The following is a 15,750-nucleotide window of genomic DNA, read 5'->3' as shown; positions in this document are numbered from 1 at the left end:
GCTTGGCATAAAACGTTGAGGGATTGAGTTCATTGAGCTTACAAAATGCACGCGTTGACAATGAACTCGATTCAGATTGCTCGATGAGCATTTGCCATTCTTGATTAGTGTGTCGTTTTCCCATTTCAAATCTCCTCATGGTTGGAGATTTGATCTTATTATTCGTGCTAGGTGATTAGAATGCGGGGTTTATGACGCGCTTACGTTAATTTCACACTGTTGCATACTGCATCCCCCTTGTTTTGCCCACCGTTATTCAAGGCTAACCTACTAATCCTAGTTAGGAATGCTTCCGAATATCGTGTTATTCAAAATCTCATCATTGCAACATATTCTATATTTTGTTTAGCAGTTAAGTTACACGCTATGCGTACGGTAAACTTTGAAGCAGTTCAAATAGTTTATTTTCGGAAGATTACGATTGGTATTTCTGGAATGTAGCTCAAAGAAAATTGCCATTAATGTAATGATATTGTTAATAAAAATAAGAAGGAACTTGGCATCCTTATGATAGGGAATGGCATTACTTTAGAATAAGACGGGCGTTATGATCTTGTATTGGACGTGCATTGTTGCCCATTGTAGTCGATAAGGAAACCAGTGGTTTTTGTTCAACAAACTGCGGATCGGTTAAGACAATCCAACGGACACCTTCACTACATGGAGGAGTGGTAAGAGAGCCGTTGTAACGGTAATAGTGATGAACTTTGGGAAGCAGTGTTTCAAGTTCCATGTCCGACTCCACTTTTAGCGTTTTTCCGTTTGCAGGCAGTGTGCTCAAAAGGCTAGATAATGCGGAGTCCTCCTGTTTACCTACGTTGTACATAACGACGACTACTGCGAGGTCGCCGTGAGCATTAGCGTGGACAAAATAGGCTTCGAGAGGAGCGTGTTTACCGTTAATGGTATTTTCAGATGGTGTATGAAAATGGAACTGCTTTAACGCGAACGTTTGGTCGTCTAGTGTTAATGTATTGAAGGCGGCTATCGTTATCAATACATGCACAATAAAGTCGATGATTTTGTCGACGCCAATCAACAGGTCAACATCGCTTTAGATCCGAATACAAAGTCAGCCGAAGCAGTGAAAGGAGGAAGTGCTGGTTACAACATTGGTTTGTTTCACGCGGGAACCTTATACAAACTGACCGATGACAGCCAAGTTTGGGCTAATTTCTCTCAAGGCTTCGACCTGCCTGACGCCGCTAAGCGTTATGGTAAAGGCAGCTATATAGAAGATAGTAATAATCCGGGGCATATGATCTTAACTGGTTCCACAGACATCAACTCTGCTCGGTTAAGCGGGGTCAAAACAGACAGCTATGAATTAGGCTATCGCATTGATCGAGGCTCAATCAGTTTTCAAACGGCGGCTTACTATGCGATTTCAGATAAATCTATCAAAAGTAATAGGAACTTAGGTCTTGTTATAGAAGATAAAGACAAGCGTACCTACGGTATTGAAGGTGCGATTGCATACTACCTGAATGATAATTGGAGTCTAGGCGCAAATGGTCATCTGGTAGAGACCGAAGACCGTGATAAAACGACAGGTCAGTGGAAAAAGGTTGGGATTGGTTATTCCAGTGCATCCAAAGTTGGCTCATGGCTAGGCTACTCGCACGATCGATACACCGCTCGATTGCAAAGCCAAACCATGCTGGATAGAGAAGATGACTACAACGGCAAGTTACATGGTTACACAACGATCGATTTCATGACGACTGTTGATCTACCGGTAGGTAGTGTCACATTTGCCGTCAATAATCTGTTGAATGAAGACTACACCACAGTTTGGGGACAAAAAGCGCAAGCCCTATACGGTGGCGGAGAGCGCTATAACTACAAAGGTCGCGGCAGAACAGTGAGCCTAAATTATCAAGTTAAGTATTAGAAGATAGTCGAAAAGGTCTGGCGAACAGCGAGACCTTTTCGGTGATCACTAGTTGCGCTTTGGGCCTGTTCTCACTAAGTCTTTGCCGTTTTCATAGACATCTTGAGAAACCCAACGACCGAGCAGCAACTCGTGCTTATCACTTAATACCGCAACAAATGGTCGACCATCAGAGTTGGAGGTTGCTAACGCGATACCCGCGACATCTTTTAATCCCAATGCGCCACTTTCCACTTGAATCAGAAAGTTCTCTAGCTGCTCAAGGGTTTCAATTACATCATTTTCAATATTCATTAGACTCTATTTCTTGCAGATAATGATTGGTGGCGTACTCTACCTAAGTTAAACCAAGAAACCAATAATAGGCTGGATAGTAAATGAAAAAAGTGTTGATAGCAGGTTTTGATGTCTTTGGGGATAACCCACTCAATCCGGGTCTAGAAGCGATCAAATTATTGGAGAGCCAGCAATTAGAAGGAGCCGAAATACGGGTTTGTAAAGTGCCAGTGACACGCTATGAATCTATCGATACCGTTATTAGTGCGATTGAAGCACACAAACCTGATGTAGTGCTTACCGTGGGCTTAGCTGCTGGGCGTTCAGCGATAACCCCAGAGAGAGTGGCTATCAATATTGATGATTTTCGCATTGCAGACAATAAAGGCAACCAGCCGATTGATGTGCCTATTGTTAGCGATGGACCCGATGCGTATTTCAGTACTCTGCCTATCAAGGCGATAACACAGCGCGTGCAAGAGCGCGGTTTTCCGTGTCAAGTCTCCAACTCTGCAGGGACATTTGTCTGTAATCATCTGTTTTATGGTGTGCAACATTATCTGCGAAACAGTCACATTAAACACGGATTCATCCATATCCCTTTATTACCTGAACAGGATGTGTCCGGTACACAACCGACGATGTCATTAGAGAACATTGTTGAAGGACTAAAAATAGCAGCTCAAGTAGCGATTACGTGCGACGGAGATATGAAAATAGGAGCGGGAAAGATTTGCTGAGGACTGAGTGAGAAAAACCAAGAACGTGGTCAAGCGAACGTTCTTGGTTGCCACGACACTAGAGTTGATCTTTTAGCCGAGCCATATAATAGGTCGAGATAAATTCGCCATCTCGAAACACTGAGCACAGAGCTTCACCTTCAATTTCAAAACCGAATTTAGAGTACAGCGCAATGGCGGCTCTATTATCGGCGTTTACCTCAATCTGTACTCTCTGAACATTGAGCCAATTGTCGGTGAGGTCTAATACTGTCTCTACAAGTCGACTGCCAATACCTAAACCGTGGTATTCGTCATGGACGCCAATCCCAAACGTCGCACAATGAGCAGTTCTTGGTCGCTGAGAGTGTTCTAGTCCGATATTACCGACGATTTTTCCGTCTAACTCAGCCACATAACTGTAAATTCCCGCAGGCATATTACTTAGCCTTTGTTGCCACATCGCGACAGAAGGTAAGGGCAGTTGTAGGGTTTCTCGTTGTGCTTTTGGTTGCGAATAGAGCTGACTCAGACCCTCTGCGTCTCGTAGTTCTGTTGGTCGAATAATAACGTTCATGCCAGCCTCCTCGCTTGTGATGTAAGTAACCTTTATAACTAATTGAATTTTTTATCTTTAGCAAGTGGTTTATGGTATTGATTCAGATTAATCTCGTGTCTCAAAGGTGATGGAAACCAAAGCGTGATCCGTGCTGATGTCATCGATACCAAATATTGGGTCAATAATATGTTGGTTGGTCAGCTGATAATCAGTGACCTCAAACATAGATAAAACATAGTTGGGATTGAATTCGCTAGAGACAAGAATATGATCGAGCCGACTGCCTGACTCACCATAATAATGGGTGATAGGCGACGTTATCTTATCTACTGGGCGAGTAGGCTGTCCTTTTGGTATCAGTGCCCAACTGTCGTGAAAATGATAGGGCTTAACATCGGTAATGCTGTCTCTTTTTCGAGGGCGGAACTGACTTCTAAATGGCGAGAACTCGTGACTGTCAATATTGTTATTAAAGTCGCCCAACAGGATAAATGGCCGCTGAAACTGTAATTTGTGCCGCGCTATCGCTTGATGTAAAGCCGCTGCTTCTTGCACCCGCAGTAATGATGATAGCACCTGCCCCTGGGTTTCAATCAGCCACGCTTCAACATTATCCGTGTTCTCTAACGCCTCATCGGGCAAAGTTGGCCTCTTTGACTTAAGATGGACATTGTACAGATCAAGTTCACCCATCCCGTCAACGCTGACAGTGATGTGCAGCACAGGTCGACTAAACTCCCCTTCAAACGGTGTCAGGGCGGTGAGGTTAGGGTGTTGAATGATAGGGTAACGCGACGCAAATGCTAATGCTGGGCGAGAGTAAATATACCCGGCCTCGATGTTCGGTTGCAGGTTGTAACTGAAGTAGGGGTAGCCAAGATCCTTGAGTAATGTTTGCAAAGTCTCGACAGAAAACACTTCCTGAAATGCGATTATGTCGGAATCGAGCGTGGTCAGAGTGCGTTTTAACCACTCAGTCTTCTGTTGCCACTGTTTTACGGTGTAGATGCTTTCCATCTCATAATAAGCAAAGGGTGGCTCGACGAAGTTGCACAAGTTACATGTGGTGACTTTTAATTTATTTATCAGTGCCAACGTATTAGACTCCACTAAAACTCATGTCTGATCGTGAGCATACATTTCTCAAAACTAAAAAAACAGCCCCCTAGGAACTGAAAATGTCTTCAACGCAAACCGTAAATGGATGGCGAACACCGAAAAACTTTCTCATTATTATCTCAATTATAGTGCCGATTGCTTTTTCGAGCTGGATGGCACTGCTCAACAACTTTGTCATCGAGAAAGCTAACTTCGATGGTTCTGACATTGGTCTACTGCAAAGTGTGAGAGAAATACCAGGCTTTCTCGCATTTACGACGGTGTTTGTTTTGCTGTTTATTCGTGAGCAGAAGTTCATGATTGTCTCTTTACTACTGCTGACATTTGGTACGGCGATTACCGGTTTTTTTCCATCGGTAGCGGGGCTCCTTGTCACGACCTTAATTATGTCAACAGGGTTTCACTATTTTGAAACACTAAAACAGTCCCTATCACTACAATGGCTCAATAAAGAAGAAGCCCCTGAAGTGCTGGGTAAATTGATTTCTGTTGGGGCGCTAGCATCGCTATTAACCTATGGTGCGCTTTGGGTTTTGGTTGAGGTGTTCAAGCTCGACTATATATGGGTATACGGAATCAGTGGCGGCATAGGTTTTGTGTTGGTGCTGTTTATTGCGTTCGCTTTTCCTCAATTTAAGGCCTCCACGCCACAAACCAAGAAACTGGTGCTGCGCAAGCGTTACTGGCTCTATTACGCGCTCACATTTATGAGTGGCGCAAGAAGACAGATTTTTACAGTATTCGCTGGCTTTTTAATGGTAGAAAAGTTTGGCTACAGCGTTTCTGACATCACGCTACTGTTTTTAATTAACTACTTGTTCAACTTCTTATTCGCCAAAAAAATTGGTCGATTTATTGGTGTCGTTGGTGAGCGCAAGGCTCTGATGTTTGAATATGTGGGATTGATCTTTGTTTTTGTTGGTTATGGGCTGGTTCAAACTGCGGAGTGGGCAGCTGCGCTTTACGTTATTGATCACCTTTTCTTTGCTCTTGCTTTAGCCATTAAGACGTACTTCCAAAAAATCGCAGATCCAGCAGACATGGCTTCAACGGCAGGGGTGTCCTTTACGATTAATCATATTGCCGCGGTTGTTATACCAGTAACTTTTGGGTTTATTTGGCTAATTTCACCGTCCAGCGTATTTTATATTGGCGCGGGTATGGCTGCGATTTCACTGTTGTTGTCGCTTAACATTCCTAGAAAACCAGAAGAAGGAAATGAAGTCAGAGTGCTCAACTGGAATTAAGTGAAGCGGTTGACGAGTTTATAATGAAGAAAGCCACTTGATATTCAAGTGGCTTTTGATTACATGCTAATGGTGTTTAGATATCAAAACGATCGGCGTTCATTACTTTCACCCATGCTGATACAAAGTCACCAATAAAGGTTTCTTTGGCGTCATCACACGCATAAACTTCTGCAAGTGCACGAAGTTGAGAGTTAGAGCCGAAGACCAAGTCGGCACGCGTCGCTTTCCATTTAGCGTTACCTGTGGCTCGCTCTAGACCAACAAACTCCGTAGCTTCTTCGTTGCTTGGGTGCCATACTACGTCCATATCGGTAAGGTTGACGAAGAAGTCATTGGTTAGCGTGCCTTTACGCTCGGTAAGAACACCATGCTCGCTGTCACCAAAGTGTGCGCCTAGGACGCGTAAACCACCCACAAGAACCGTCATTTCTGGCGCTGTTAATGTCAGTAGTTGCGCTTTATCCAACAGTAAGTCTTCTTCAGACACGGTATATGCTTTTTGAGCGTAGTTGCGGAAACCGTCAACAATAGGCTCAAGCACCGCAAAAGATTCTTCATCAGTTTGAGAAGCCAGTGCGTCGACACGACCTGCTGCAAACGGAACCTCAATAGTGTTGCCAGCCTCTAGCGCTGCTTTCTCGATAGCTGCGTTACCACCTAGTACAATCAGGTCAGCGATAGAAACGACTTTATTACCATGAGATTGATTGAACTCTTCTTGAATGGCCTCAAGCGTAGCAAGTACACGCTCAAGTTGTGCTGGTTGGTTGACTTCCCAGTGACGTTGAGGCGCTAAGCGAATACGTGCACCATTAGCACCACCACGGAAATCTGACCCCCTAAAGGTAGAGGCAGAAGACCATGCTGTGTAAACCAGTTCAGAGACGGTTAGACCCGAAGCAAGAATCTTCTGCTTCAACGCTTTGATGTCTGCTTCATCGATCGGTTCACCAGCGGCCGCTGGTAACGGATCTTGCCAGATTAGATCTTCACTAGGGACTTCTTCACCAAGATAACGAGCTTTTGGTCCCATGTCTCGGTGAGTCAATTTAAACCAAGCACGAGCAAAGGCATCAGCAAATTGATCTGGGTTTTCGTGGAAGCGTTTAGAAATCTCACCATAGATAGGATCCATACGCATCGCCATGTCAGCTGTGGTCATGATAGTGGTCACTTTTTGTGATGCATCATGCGCTTTTGGTGCCATGTGATCTTCTGGAACGCCAACAGGTACCCATTGCCAAGCCCCCGCTGGACTCTTAACAAGGTCCCAATCGTAGCCAAACAACATATCAAAATAACCGTTGTCCCATTGGATTGGGTTTGGAGTCCAAGCGCCTTCGATACCACTGGTTGTGGTGTCATCACCCAGGCCACTACCAAAGCTGTTGCGCCAACCAAAGCCCATCTCTTCCATTGGAGCCGCTTCTGGCTCTGGTCCCATTAGTTCAGGGTCGCCTGCACCGTGTGATTTACCAAAGGTGTGACCACCGGCTACAAGCGCGACGGTTTCTTCATCATCCATACCCATACGAGCGAAGGTATCACGAATATCACGGCCAGATGCGAGAACCGATGGCTCACCGTTTGGACCCTCTGGGTTGACATAAATAAGGCCCATTTGTACCGCAGCTAGTGGGTTTTCTAATTGACGGTCGCCAGAGTAACGTTCATCACCGAGCCAGTCACTTTCCATACCCCAATAAACGTCTTCTTCTGGTTCCCAAATATCTTCACGACCACCAGCAAAACCGAAGGTTTTAAGACCCATAGATTCAATAGAAACGTTCCCGGCAAGAATAAACAAATCAGCCCAAGAAAGCGCTTTACCGTATTTTTGTTTTACAGGCCATAGTAGACGGCGAGCTTTATCTAGGTTGCCGTTGTCAGGCCAACTGTTTAATGGAGCAAAACGTTGGTTACCTGAGTTGGCACCGCCTCGACCATCTGCTGTGCGATATGTACCTGCTGAGTGCCAGGCCATACGAATCATAAATGGACCATAATGACCATAGTCGGCAGGCCACCAATCTTTTGAGTCAGTAAGAACGGCTTCGATCGCTTGCTTAACTTCTTTCAGGTCAAGAGTAAGAAATGCTTTTTTATAGTCAAAGGACGGATCGTAAGGGTTACCTTTTTGATCATTCTGATGAAGAATTCTAAGATTGAGTTGATTTGGCCACCATTGTCGGTTTTGCGTACCTTTTCCACCGACTCGAGTATGACTGCCGTGCATCACTGGGCATTGCCCTTTTCCTTCGCCACTATGGTGTTTCATGTTCTTCTCCATTTCTAAAATATCCCTTTTGCTGATGCAAAGAAGGAAAATAACTGACATTACCCACATCCAATATATAGCCGTACACTTTGTTAATTTGGTCACGGTATGGGTGTTTATATTTCAATAAAACAGCAAAATCATTTCGACGAAATTGATTTAAATCAAAGAAACGAATAGGCAAGGAGGAGTTTTACAATAACTTACTGAATGTGGTGTTATTCCGTGCAAATGGCTTGTGATCGGAAAGAAATGATTTGTAGGAAAAAGGGAATGGTATTGTTGCGCAAAGATTATAAAACTGGGTAATAAAACAGCAAAAAAAGGGATGCCCGCTGAGTAGGTATCCCTTTGGTTTTCTTAATTCGCTGCTAGGCAACGACAATAAAGAATAATGTGGTGGCGACAATACCAATCAATGCGTAAGGGAACTGGGTAATGGCATGTTGCATTGATGTGCAGCCAGAACCTTGAGCGGAGAGGACGGTAGAGTCACTAAAGAAGCAGGAGTGGCTTCCTGCTGCCGATGCGGACAGCATTGCTGCGTAGTTAGATGCAGTGGTACGCCAATTTGCTCTGCCAAAGGCAGAATGATCGGCATAGCAACAGCGAACGTGCCCCAAGAAGAAGCGGAAGCAAACACCAGACCGCCAGTCACTAAGAAGATCAAAGCGGGGAAGTATTGTGCCGATGGTAAGGGCTTACCGTTTCGATAACAAATTGTGTGAGGCCTAATGAGTCATTAACACTCTTGAGCATAAAGCCGCCAATAACCGTTGCTAATGGCAGTAGCATCACTTTAATGCCATCGTATACTGCGTCAAACAGCTCATTCATCGTGACCAGTTTTTGGATGCCGTAGAAGCAGATGGTAAAGACAATCGCGACAAAAACACCCGCTAACAAGTCGATACCAAAATACCAAGAGGCGCCAACCGGTACCACCATTGGCAGTAGGAAATTAATCAGCCCCATAGTCGGATTGGAGTGCGCTTTGATATCAGCACCAAAGTCGATGTCTGTCGCACCATCTGGTTTGACTTGATCATTTCTAGCACGCTCTTCGGCCTTTTTCATTGCACCGAGATCTGGCATTTTACCGATGGCAACAAGGAAAACAATCGCCAATGTTACCCACCCGTAAGCCATATAAGGAATCGCTTGGATATAAGCGGCAATGCCTTGTCCAGGCTCTGCGACATCGTTGGCCTCGAGAAGTGAACTAAAGAAAATCGCCCATGTTGAAATTGGAACAAGAATACAGATAGGCGCAGCGGTTGAGTCCACCAGATAGGCTAGCTTTTCTCGAGAGACTTGGTAGCCATCCGTGATTTTTTTCATAGAAGACGAAATGGCAATCGCATTTAAGTAATCATCGATAAAAATAAGAATGCCTAAGAGGAAAGTCATCAGTAGCGACTGATTTCGACTTTTGACCTTATTGACCAGCATATCGCTGAAGCTAAGAATACTGCCGCCTTTTTCCAAAACAGCAATCAGCCCGCCCATTAGACCGCAGACGAGAATGATCCATGCAATGGTTTCATTCATCATCACATCCATTGAAATGCCAACGATTTGCTCAACGGCTTGAGTGGGATCGAGTAGTAACACGCCAGCAATGGTGCCACTAAATAGAACTTCAACAGTGCGGTGTGTGGTTAGTGCAAATACCAGTACTAACGATGTCGGTAACAGGGCTAACCGCCAGGTGCTTACTGCTTATTTTGAGCGGCGCCTCCAGCGCCTTTGTCTGCGTAGCCATACAACTCATTCCTTTTGTTATGCAGAGTGAAGCATCCAATCAATTTCTAACGGCGTAATTATGCGTTCGAATTCGGCCAGTTCACTTCGTTTACAAGCGAGATACATGTCAATAAAGTCTTGCGAGAAAAACGCTCCTAATTCACTGGCTTCAAGCTGAGTCAGTGCATCAGACATGCGTGTTGGCAAGTCTACGGCGTTGTCGCTAAGAGCTGGTGGGCATTGGTCTTGGGTATAGTTATCACTCGCTAATACGGCTGAAAGTACTACTGCAGCGAGAATGTATGGATTGACATCCGCACCTGCGATGCGGTGTTCAATACGACGGTTTTTACCATCGCTAATTGGAACACGAAGGGCGACGCCTCGATGGTTCTCACCCCAGTCTGCTTTCGTTGGTACGTAGGCACCAGGCACAAAGCGGCGGTAAGAGTTTACATTAGGGCATAACAGCGCCATCGCATCCGAAATCTGTGACAACATGGCGGCCATCGTTCGGTAGAACAGTGGACTTGCAGTGTCGTCTTCTTTGTTGGTAAACAGGTTATCACCCTGATCATCAATAAGGCTGATGTGCATGTGTTGCCCGTTGCCTGCTTCTTCAAGGAAAGGTTTGGCCATGAAAGTGGCATCAAAGCCGTGTTTGTGGGCGATTTGCTTAATAAGACGCTTAGAAAAAATGATTTCATCGCACACACGCAGTACGTCTTGAGAGTGATCGAAGTTGATTTCAAACTGGCCTGGTGCAGATTCAGACAGCGCCCCTGCGGTATGTAAACCTTGTTCAGTCGCCGCTAGGTTTAGCTCTGCTAAGAAATCAGCATAATCATCCAGTCCGTCAACATCGTAGACTTCAGTGTCTGTTTCACGTCTATTCTTTGTTGGATTGATGGCCGTTTGCAGTTCGCCATTTTCGCCGCGCTCTTTGTCGATCAGATAGAACTCAAGTTCAAGAGCGACAACGGGAAACATGCCTTTCGAATGCAATGTATTCAACATACGGTCGATGATGTTACGAATAAAAAGACGGTGAGGCGTTTTACCGTCATCTTCCATCATATTTAATAGAAGCTGTCCGGTGCCGTCTTTGGCAGTTGGCAGAAGTGTGCCTGCGACAGGGAAACAAAGATTGTCGGGCTCGCCCAAATCTTCGCCCAGGCCGGCAGATTCGACCACAGCCCCCTTAGTATCGAGAGTAATAGTAGAAAGAGGAAGAGCGACCCCTTTTACTAACTTCTCCAACGAATCTACAGGGATTCGCTTACCACGAGGCGTGGCGTTTACATCAGTGAATATAAGGTCAACGTACTTAATTTCTGGCCAACTTTGTCTAAAATTTTTAACTTCCTGTAAATAGGTATCCATCTTTACTACTCCTAGTGGCCTCATGTTTCGAACAATAATTCGCTAAGTGTTTAACAAAATGAACACAAAGCCCATTTTCTAAATGAGGCTCTTGGCTGCTTTATAAACTTATATTGTTGTTTTTATTGATATTTGTGCATCACGATTATTATTCCAATCGTGTTAAGTGTTAACTAATTTGTAACAGCTGATCGTCTTTTGCTCAATGTATCGAGCGAAATTAGCTTTTTTTTTGAACAAAATAGAGGTCGAAGTCACGAAATGGAACCTATTTAGAACACTAGTGTTGATAATTTTGTACATGGATTGTACGGTTATTTGTTAAATAAATCGAACGTGAGTGTGACAATGTCTGAGATAAGAAAGCCAATAATAGGACTCATAAGCTGCCAGAAAGAGCTCGCTGGATATCAGATACAGGCATTGAATGAGTTTTACCTTCAAGCTGTGAAAGATTTCGGTGGCATACCCATTATTCTTCCATCGGTAATAGAAGAAAGCGAATTAGAGAAAATATTGGCGGTATGTGACGGGCTGTTATTCCCGGGAAGTCATTCTAATGTTGCGCCTTATCGTTACAACGCTACCCATGAGGAACTAAAGAAAGACGAGGCGCGGGACGAGTTAGCGATTCAGCTGATACGTCGTGCAATAGATATGAACATCCCATGTCTTGGTGTTTGTCGTGGGTTCCAAGAGATGAACGTGGCGCTAGGCGGCAGCTTAAACCCAGCAGTACATGAAGCGGGATTCGATGATCATCGTGAAAGCGAATCAAAAGATTTCAATGAGAAATACGCGCCAGCTCATTTTGTCCATGTTGAAAATGACGGCGTATTCCAACAATGGTTAGTCAAAGCGAAGTGGAATCAAATAGAGAGATTTGAAGTAAATACTCTTCATAATCAGGGGGTTGAAAAGTTGGCGGCAACACTGAAAGTAGAAGCTAGAGCGCCTGATGGTCTGGTAGAAGCGTTTAGTTTGCCTGGTCAAAAATATTTTGTTGGCGTGCAGTGGCACCCAGAATGGCAAGCGACACACAATCATTTCTCACAAATTTTATTTAAAGAATTTATTATGTCAGCTTCAAAGTAACTTAGAGGCTGAATGCATGGATAACCACCAGATTGGTAAAAATATCGCTCAACTAAGAAAAGAGCGCGGACTTTCACAGCGAGAGTTGGCAGAAAGAGCAGGCATTACCCACAGCGCTATTTCCTCAATCGAGAATGGCAAAGTAAGTCCTTCGGTGAGTTCTTTGCAAAAAATAGTGAACGTTTTTTCGTTGTCTCTTTCTGAGTTTTTTACGTTTGAGCAACAAGAGAATAAAGAAATAAAGGTCGTGATTAAACCAGAAGATCTCATTGAAATAGGCAGTGAAAATGTCTCAATGAAGTTGGTTAACAATGGCAGCAATAAGCAAGAAATCGGCTTTCTGATTGAAGAGTATGCTCCTAACAGTACAACGGGCTCCTCTAATATCAAACACGAAGGTGAAGAAGTCGGCACGGTATTAAGTGGTGAAGTTGAACTTGAGTATAACGGAGAAACCTACCTAATAAAGGCGGGGGAGTCCTACGTTATTGATACGACTATCCCGCATAAATTTACTAATCACTCCGATAAGGCTTGCAGAATGATAAGTGCACACACGCCCAAAGCATTCTAGCGCCTTGAGGTAAGCAAGGAGAGCGTATGAAAACGCAGCAACAATGGATTGAACAACGAAATGCTCTAAATATTGAGCAAAGAGCATTTCTAAACGGTGAGTACACCGCAGCAGTAGATGGCAAAACGCTAGAGGTTGTCAACCCAGCTACCGATGAAATCATTGCCAACATTGCGCGCTGCCAAGCTGCCGATGTTGATTGTGCTGTAGATTACGCCAGACAAGCATTTAAACAAGGAGAATGGAGCCAAATTGCTCCAGCAGCACGTAAAGACGTATTGTTAAAATTTGCCGCACTCATAGATGACAATATCGAAGAGTTAGCGCTACTGGAAACGCTCGATACTGGTAAGCCGATCGCACATAGCGTGTCAACGGATATTCCCGGTGCTGCAAAGTCTATTCGTTGGTATGCCGAGGCTATCGACAAAGTGTATGGTGAAGTGGCACCAACAGAAAAGGATGTTCATGCCTTTATCTCTCATCAAGCGATCGGAGTTGTTGCTGCTGTCGTGCCATGGAACTTCCCGCTATGGATTGGTTGTTGGAAATTAGGTCCAGCGTTAGCGGCAGGTAACAGCGTTATTCTAAAACCATCTGAAAAGTCGTCGCTGACGGCAATCTTTCTAGGAAAGCTGGCAAATCAAGCTGGTATTCCAGCAGGTGTCTTTCAAGTTATTACTGGTTATGGTTATGAAGCGGGCGAAGCGCTGGCACGCCACGATGATGTTGATTGTATTACCTTTACTGGATCTACCCGAGTCGCTGGTCATCTTATGATTGCCTCGGGTGAAACGAACCTAAAACGTGTTTGGGCCGAAGCGGGGGGCAAGAACGCCAATATCGTATTTGAAGATTATGCCGATCTGGAGCGAGCGGCTGCTGAAACGGCGGCAGGCTGTTTCTATAACCAGGGTGAAGTATGCGTAGCAGCAACACGCCTTTTGGTTCACGAAAGCATCAAAGATGTATTTATCGATAAAGTAATCAGTGCTGCTCAATCGTTCATGCCTAAAGATCCAATGGACCCTACGTCTTCTATGGGGGCGCTTATCGATCGTGAGCACAAAGAAAAAGTGCTGGATTACGTCAAACTTGGTCAAGAGGCAGGGGCAACGCTGCGCTGTGGCGGTGACGTAGTCGGTGACGGTGCTTTTATTGCTCCCGTGATTCTCGACAATGTCGACAATAGCATGCGCGTGGCTCAAGAAGAGATTTTTGGACCTGTGTTATGCGTCATTCCATTTAAAACAGAGCAAGAAGCCATCGAAATTGCCAATGACTCCAAGTATGGCTTAGGCGCAGCACTATGGAGTGACAATATTAATCGCGTACACCGAGTGGCTAAACAGTTACAAGCAGGCTCTGTGTGGGTGAATAACTACAACGAGGGCGATATGACCGTCCCATTTGGTGGATTCAAAATGAGTGGTAATGGACGTGACAAGTCGATTCATGCCATCGAGAAATTCACTGAAACCAAGACGACATGGATTCGTCTCCAACCTTAAGCCTGAAGCAGTAATCGAAAGGAATATAACCATGAACAAACATACTGATTCATATTATGCTCACTCAATTCAAAATGTAAGTGAGTACCCACAACTACAAGACAATATCGAGTGTGATGTGTGTGTCGTTGGCGCGGGGTTCTCGGGTCTGTCTTCAGCGCTTCATTTGGCAGAAAAAGGCTTTAAGGTTGTGGTGTTGGAGAACGCTAAGGTTGGCTTTGGTGCGACAGGTCGTAATGGCGGTCAAATTGTTAACAGTTATAGCCGTGACGTAGATGTGATTGAAAGTCGCTATGGTGACAAGCAAGCCAAAGCACTGTGTAACATGATTTTTGAAGGTGGAGACATCATTCGCGGCCTTATCGACAAACATAACATTGATTGTGATTTCAAGCAGGGCGGGATGTTTACTGCTCTGAATCATAAGCAATTACAAGGTCTAGAACAGCACAAAAAGCACTGGGAACGTTATGGCAACGATCAGCTTCATATGATGGATGCAAGTGAAGTGGAAGCCGGTGTCGGTACAAGCGCTTATAAAGGCGCTTTGCTGGATATGCGTGGCGGTCATATTCATCCGCTCAAGCTGGCATTAGGTGAAGCGGCGGCTGTGACGGCGCTCGGGGGACAAATCTTCGAACAATCCGGTGTGACACGGTTGGAAAAAGGCGTCAATCCTGTCGCTTATACAGAAAAAGGCAGCGTGAAAGCGAAATACATCGTTTTAGCTGGGAATGCCTATCTTGGCGGGCTTGCTCCAAACATCAGTAACAAAGCAATACCTTGCGGTACTCAAGTCGTGGCAACAGAGCCGCTTTCAGAGGCTCAGCTTAAAGAGATCTTACCATCAGATTACTGTGTTGAAGACTGCAACTATCTGTTGGATTACTTTCGTCTTAGCGCAGACAAGCGCTTACTATTCGGTGGTGGTGTCGTTTACGGTGCTCGCGACCCAGAAAACATCGAAGGCATCATTCGTCCTAAGATGGAGAAGATCTTCCCACAACTCAAAGGTATCGGCATTGATTATAAGTGGACGGGTAACTTCTTACTGACGTATTCCCGCATGCCGCAATTCGGTGCGTTCGCGGACAACATTTATTATCTACAGGGCTACAGTGGTCACGGTGTTACTTGTACTCACCTAGCTGGAAAATTATTGGCCGAAGCACTAACCGGACACGCAGAGCGATTTGATGCTTTTGCCGATTTGACCCACATAGCGTTCCCTGGCGGTCGTCACTTTGCTATCCCAATGACAGCGATGGGCGCGGCTTACTATAACCTGCGCGATAAACTTGCAATCTAATTCAGAACACAACGAGAAGTGCCTGCAATGACAGGCA

At 44.9% G+C, this 15,750-nt stretch carries 14 protein-coding genes and 1 pseudogene; 7 read left to right on the top strand and 8 right to left on the bottom strand.

Going from position 1 to position 15,750, the window contains the following annotated elements; all coding sequences use genetic code 11:
- Both tnpA and VTH8203_RS09970 read right to left on the bottom strand, forming a co-directional pair.
- Positions 1 to 124 (bottom strand): IS66 family insertion sequence element accessory protein TnpA (gene tnpA / locus VTH8203_RS25015; protein ID WP_442478231.1); only part of this gene is annotated, 124 nt, incomplete at its 3' end.
- A gap of 399 nt (positions 125 to 523) precedes the next feature.
- Complete coding sequence (locus VTH8203_RS09970) at positions 524 to 1,006, bottom strand: carbonic anhydrase family protein (RefSeq protein WP_244181185.1); 483 nt, start codon at positions 1,004 to 1,006, stop codon at positions 524 to 526.
- Here VTH8203_RS09970 and VTH8203_RS09965 point away from each other — a divergent pair.
- Positions 1,001 to 1,894 carry a TonB-dependent receptor domain-containing protein gene (locus VTH8203_RS09965; RefSeq protein WP_096993539.1) on the top strand — a complete coding sequence of 298 codons (894 nt, stop codon included), beginning with the start codon at positions 1,001 to 1,003 and terminating at the stop codon, positions 1,892 to 1,894. The two genes, VTH8203_RS09970 and VTH8203_RS09965, sit on opposite strands and share 6 nt — an antisense overlap.
- Before the next feature lie 48 nt (positions 1,895 to 1,942).
- Here the strand turns inward: VTH8203_RS09965 and VTH8203_RS09960 are convergent, their stop codons facing one another.
- A complete protein-coding gene (locus VTH8203_RS09960; RefSeq protein WP_006070382.1) occupies positions 1,943 to 2,188 on the bottom strand; it encodes a hypothetical protein in 246 nt (81 codons plus the stop codon).
- A gap of 83 nt (positions 2,189 to 2,271) precedes the next feature.
- Here VTH8203_RS09960 and pcp point away from each other — a divergent pair, with 83 nt between their 5' ends.
- On the top strand, positions 2,272 to 2,910 hold the full coding sequence (gene pcp, locus VTH8203_RS09955) for a pyroglutamyl-peptidase I (protein ID WP_096993538.1): 639 nt from the start codon (positions 2,272 to 2,274) through the stop codon (positions 2,908 to 2,910).
- A 58-nt stretch (positions 2,911 to 2,968) separates the two neighbouring features.
- On the opposite strand, the gene VTH8203_RS09950 is transcribed toward pcp, so the two are convergent.
- Positions 2,969 to 3,466, bottom strand: coding sequence for a GNAT family N-acetyltransferase (locus VTH8203_RS09950; RefSeq protein WP_096993537.1), 498 nt, complete (start codon positions 3,464 to 3,466; stop codon positions 2,969 to 2,971).
- Between the two features lie 87 nt (positions 3,467 to 3,553).
- Positions 3,554 to 4,543, bottom strand: coding sequence for an endonuclease/exonuclease/phosphatase family protein (locus VTH8203_RS09945; protein ID WP_158296110.1), 990 nt, complete (start codon positions 4,541 to 4,543; stop codon positions 3,554 to 3,556).
- A gap of 83 nt (positions 4,544 to 4,626) precedes the next feature.
- On the opposite strand from VTH8203_RS09945, the gene VTH8203_RS09940 reads away from it, so the two are divergent.
- Positions 4,627 to 5,814 carry an MFS transporter gene (locus tag VTH8203_RS09940; RefSeq protein ID WP_096993535.1) on the top strand — a complete coding sequence of 396 codons (1,188 nt, stop codon included), beginning with the start codon at positions 4,627 to 4,629 and terminating at the stop codon, positions 5,812 to 5,814.
- Positions 5,815 to 5,890: 76 nt separating this feature from the next.
- On the opposite strand, the gene katG is transcribed toward VTH8203_RS09940, so the two are convergent.
- The 3 genes and pseudogenes from katG to VTH8203_RS09925 all read right to left on the bottom strand — a co-directional run bounded on the left by katG (position 5,891) and on the right by VTH8203_RS09925 (position 11,224).
- Positions 5,891 to 8,095 (bottom strand): catalase/peroxidase HPI, encoded by a 2,205-nt coding sequence (gene katG, locus VTH8203_RS09935; protein ID WP_208617734.1) that lies wholly within the window; start codon positions 8,093 to 8,095, stop codon positions 5,891 to 5,893.
- A gap of 371 nt (positions 8,096 to 8,466) precedes the next feature.
- Positions 8,467 to 9,860, bottom strand: a pseudogene (locus VTH8203_RS09930) (Na+/H+ antiporter NhaC family protein).
- A 17-nt stretch (positions 9,861 to 9,877) separates the two neighbouring features.
- Complete coding sequence (locus VTH8203_RS09925; RefSeq protein ID WP_167385809.1) at positions 9,878 to 11,224, bottom strand: glutamine synthetase family protein; 1,347 nt, start codon at positions 11,222 to 11,224, stop codon at positions 9,878 to 9,880.
- A 348-nt stretch (positions 11,225 to 11,572) separates the two neighbouring features.
- Between VTH8203_RS09925 and VTH8203_RS09920 the strand changes: the two genes are divergently transcribed.
- From VTH8203_RS09920 to VTH8203_RS09905, 4 genes are read left to right on the top strand one after another with little or no spacing between them, the layout of a single operon-like run.
- Positions 11,573 to 12,319: a gamma-glutamyl-gamma-aminobutyrate hydrolase family protein gene (locus tag VTH8203_RS09920; RefSeq protein ID WP_096993532.1), complete on the top strand. Its 747-nt coding sequence runs from the start codon at positions 11,573 to 11,575 to the stop codon at positions 12,317 to 12,319.
- A gap of 16 nt (positions 12,320 to 12,335) precedes the next feature.
- Positions 12,336 to 12,893: an HTH-type transcriptional regulator PuuR gene (gene puuR / locus VTH8203_RS09915; RefSeq protein ID WP_096993531.1), complete on the top strand. Its 558-nt coding sequence runs from the start codon at positions 12,336 to 12,338 to the stop codon at positions 12,891 to 12,893.
- A gap of 26 nt (positions 12,894 to 12,919) precedes the next feature.
- Positions 12,920 to 14,404, top strand: a complete 1,485-nt coding sequence (locus VTH8203_RS09910; protein WP_096993530.1) for an aldehyde dehydrogenase — start codon at positions 12,920 to 12,922, stop codon at positions 14,402 to 14,404.
- 31 nt (positions 14,405 to 14,435) lie between these two features.
- Positions 14,436 to 15,713, top strand: a complete 1,278-nt coding sequence (locus VTH8203_RS09905) for an NAD(P)/FAD-dependent oxidoreductase (RefSeq protein ID WP_096993529.1) — start codon at positions 14,436 to 14,438, stop codon at positions 15,711 to 15,713.
- Positions 15,714 to 15,750 lie beyond the last annotated feature (37 nt).

This window comes from Vibrio thalassae (assembly GCF_900089835.1).
Classification (GTDB): Bacteria; Pseudomonadota; Gammaproteobacteria; order Enterobacterales; family Vibrionaceae; genus Vibrio; species Vibrio thalassae.
This window is presented reverse-complemented; position numbering and strand designations above follow the sequence as displayed.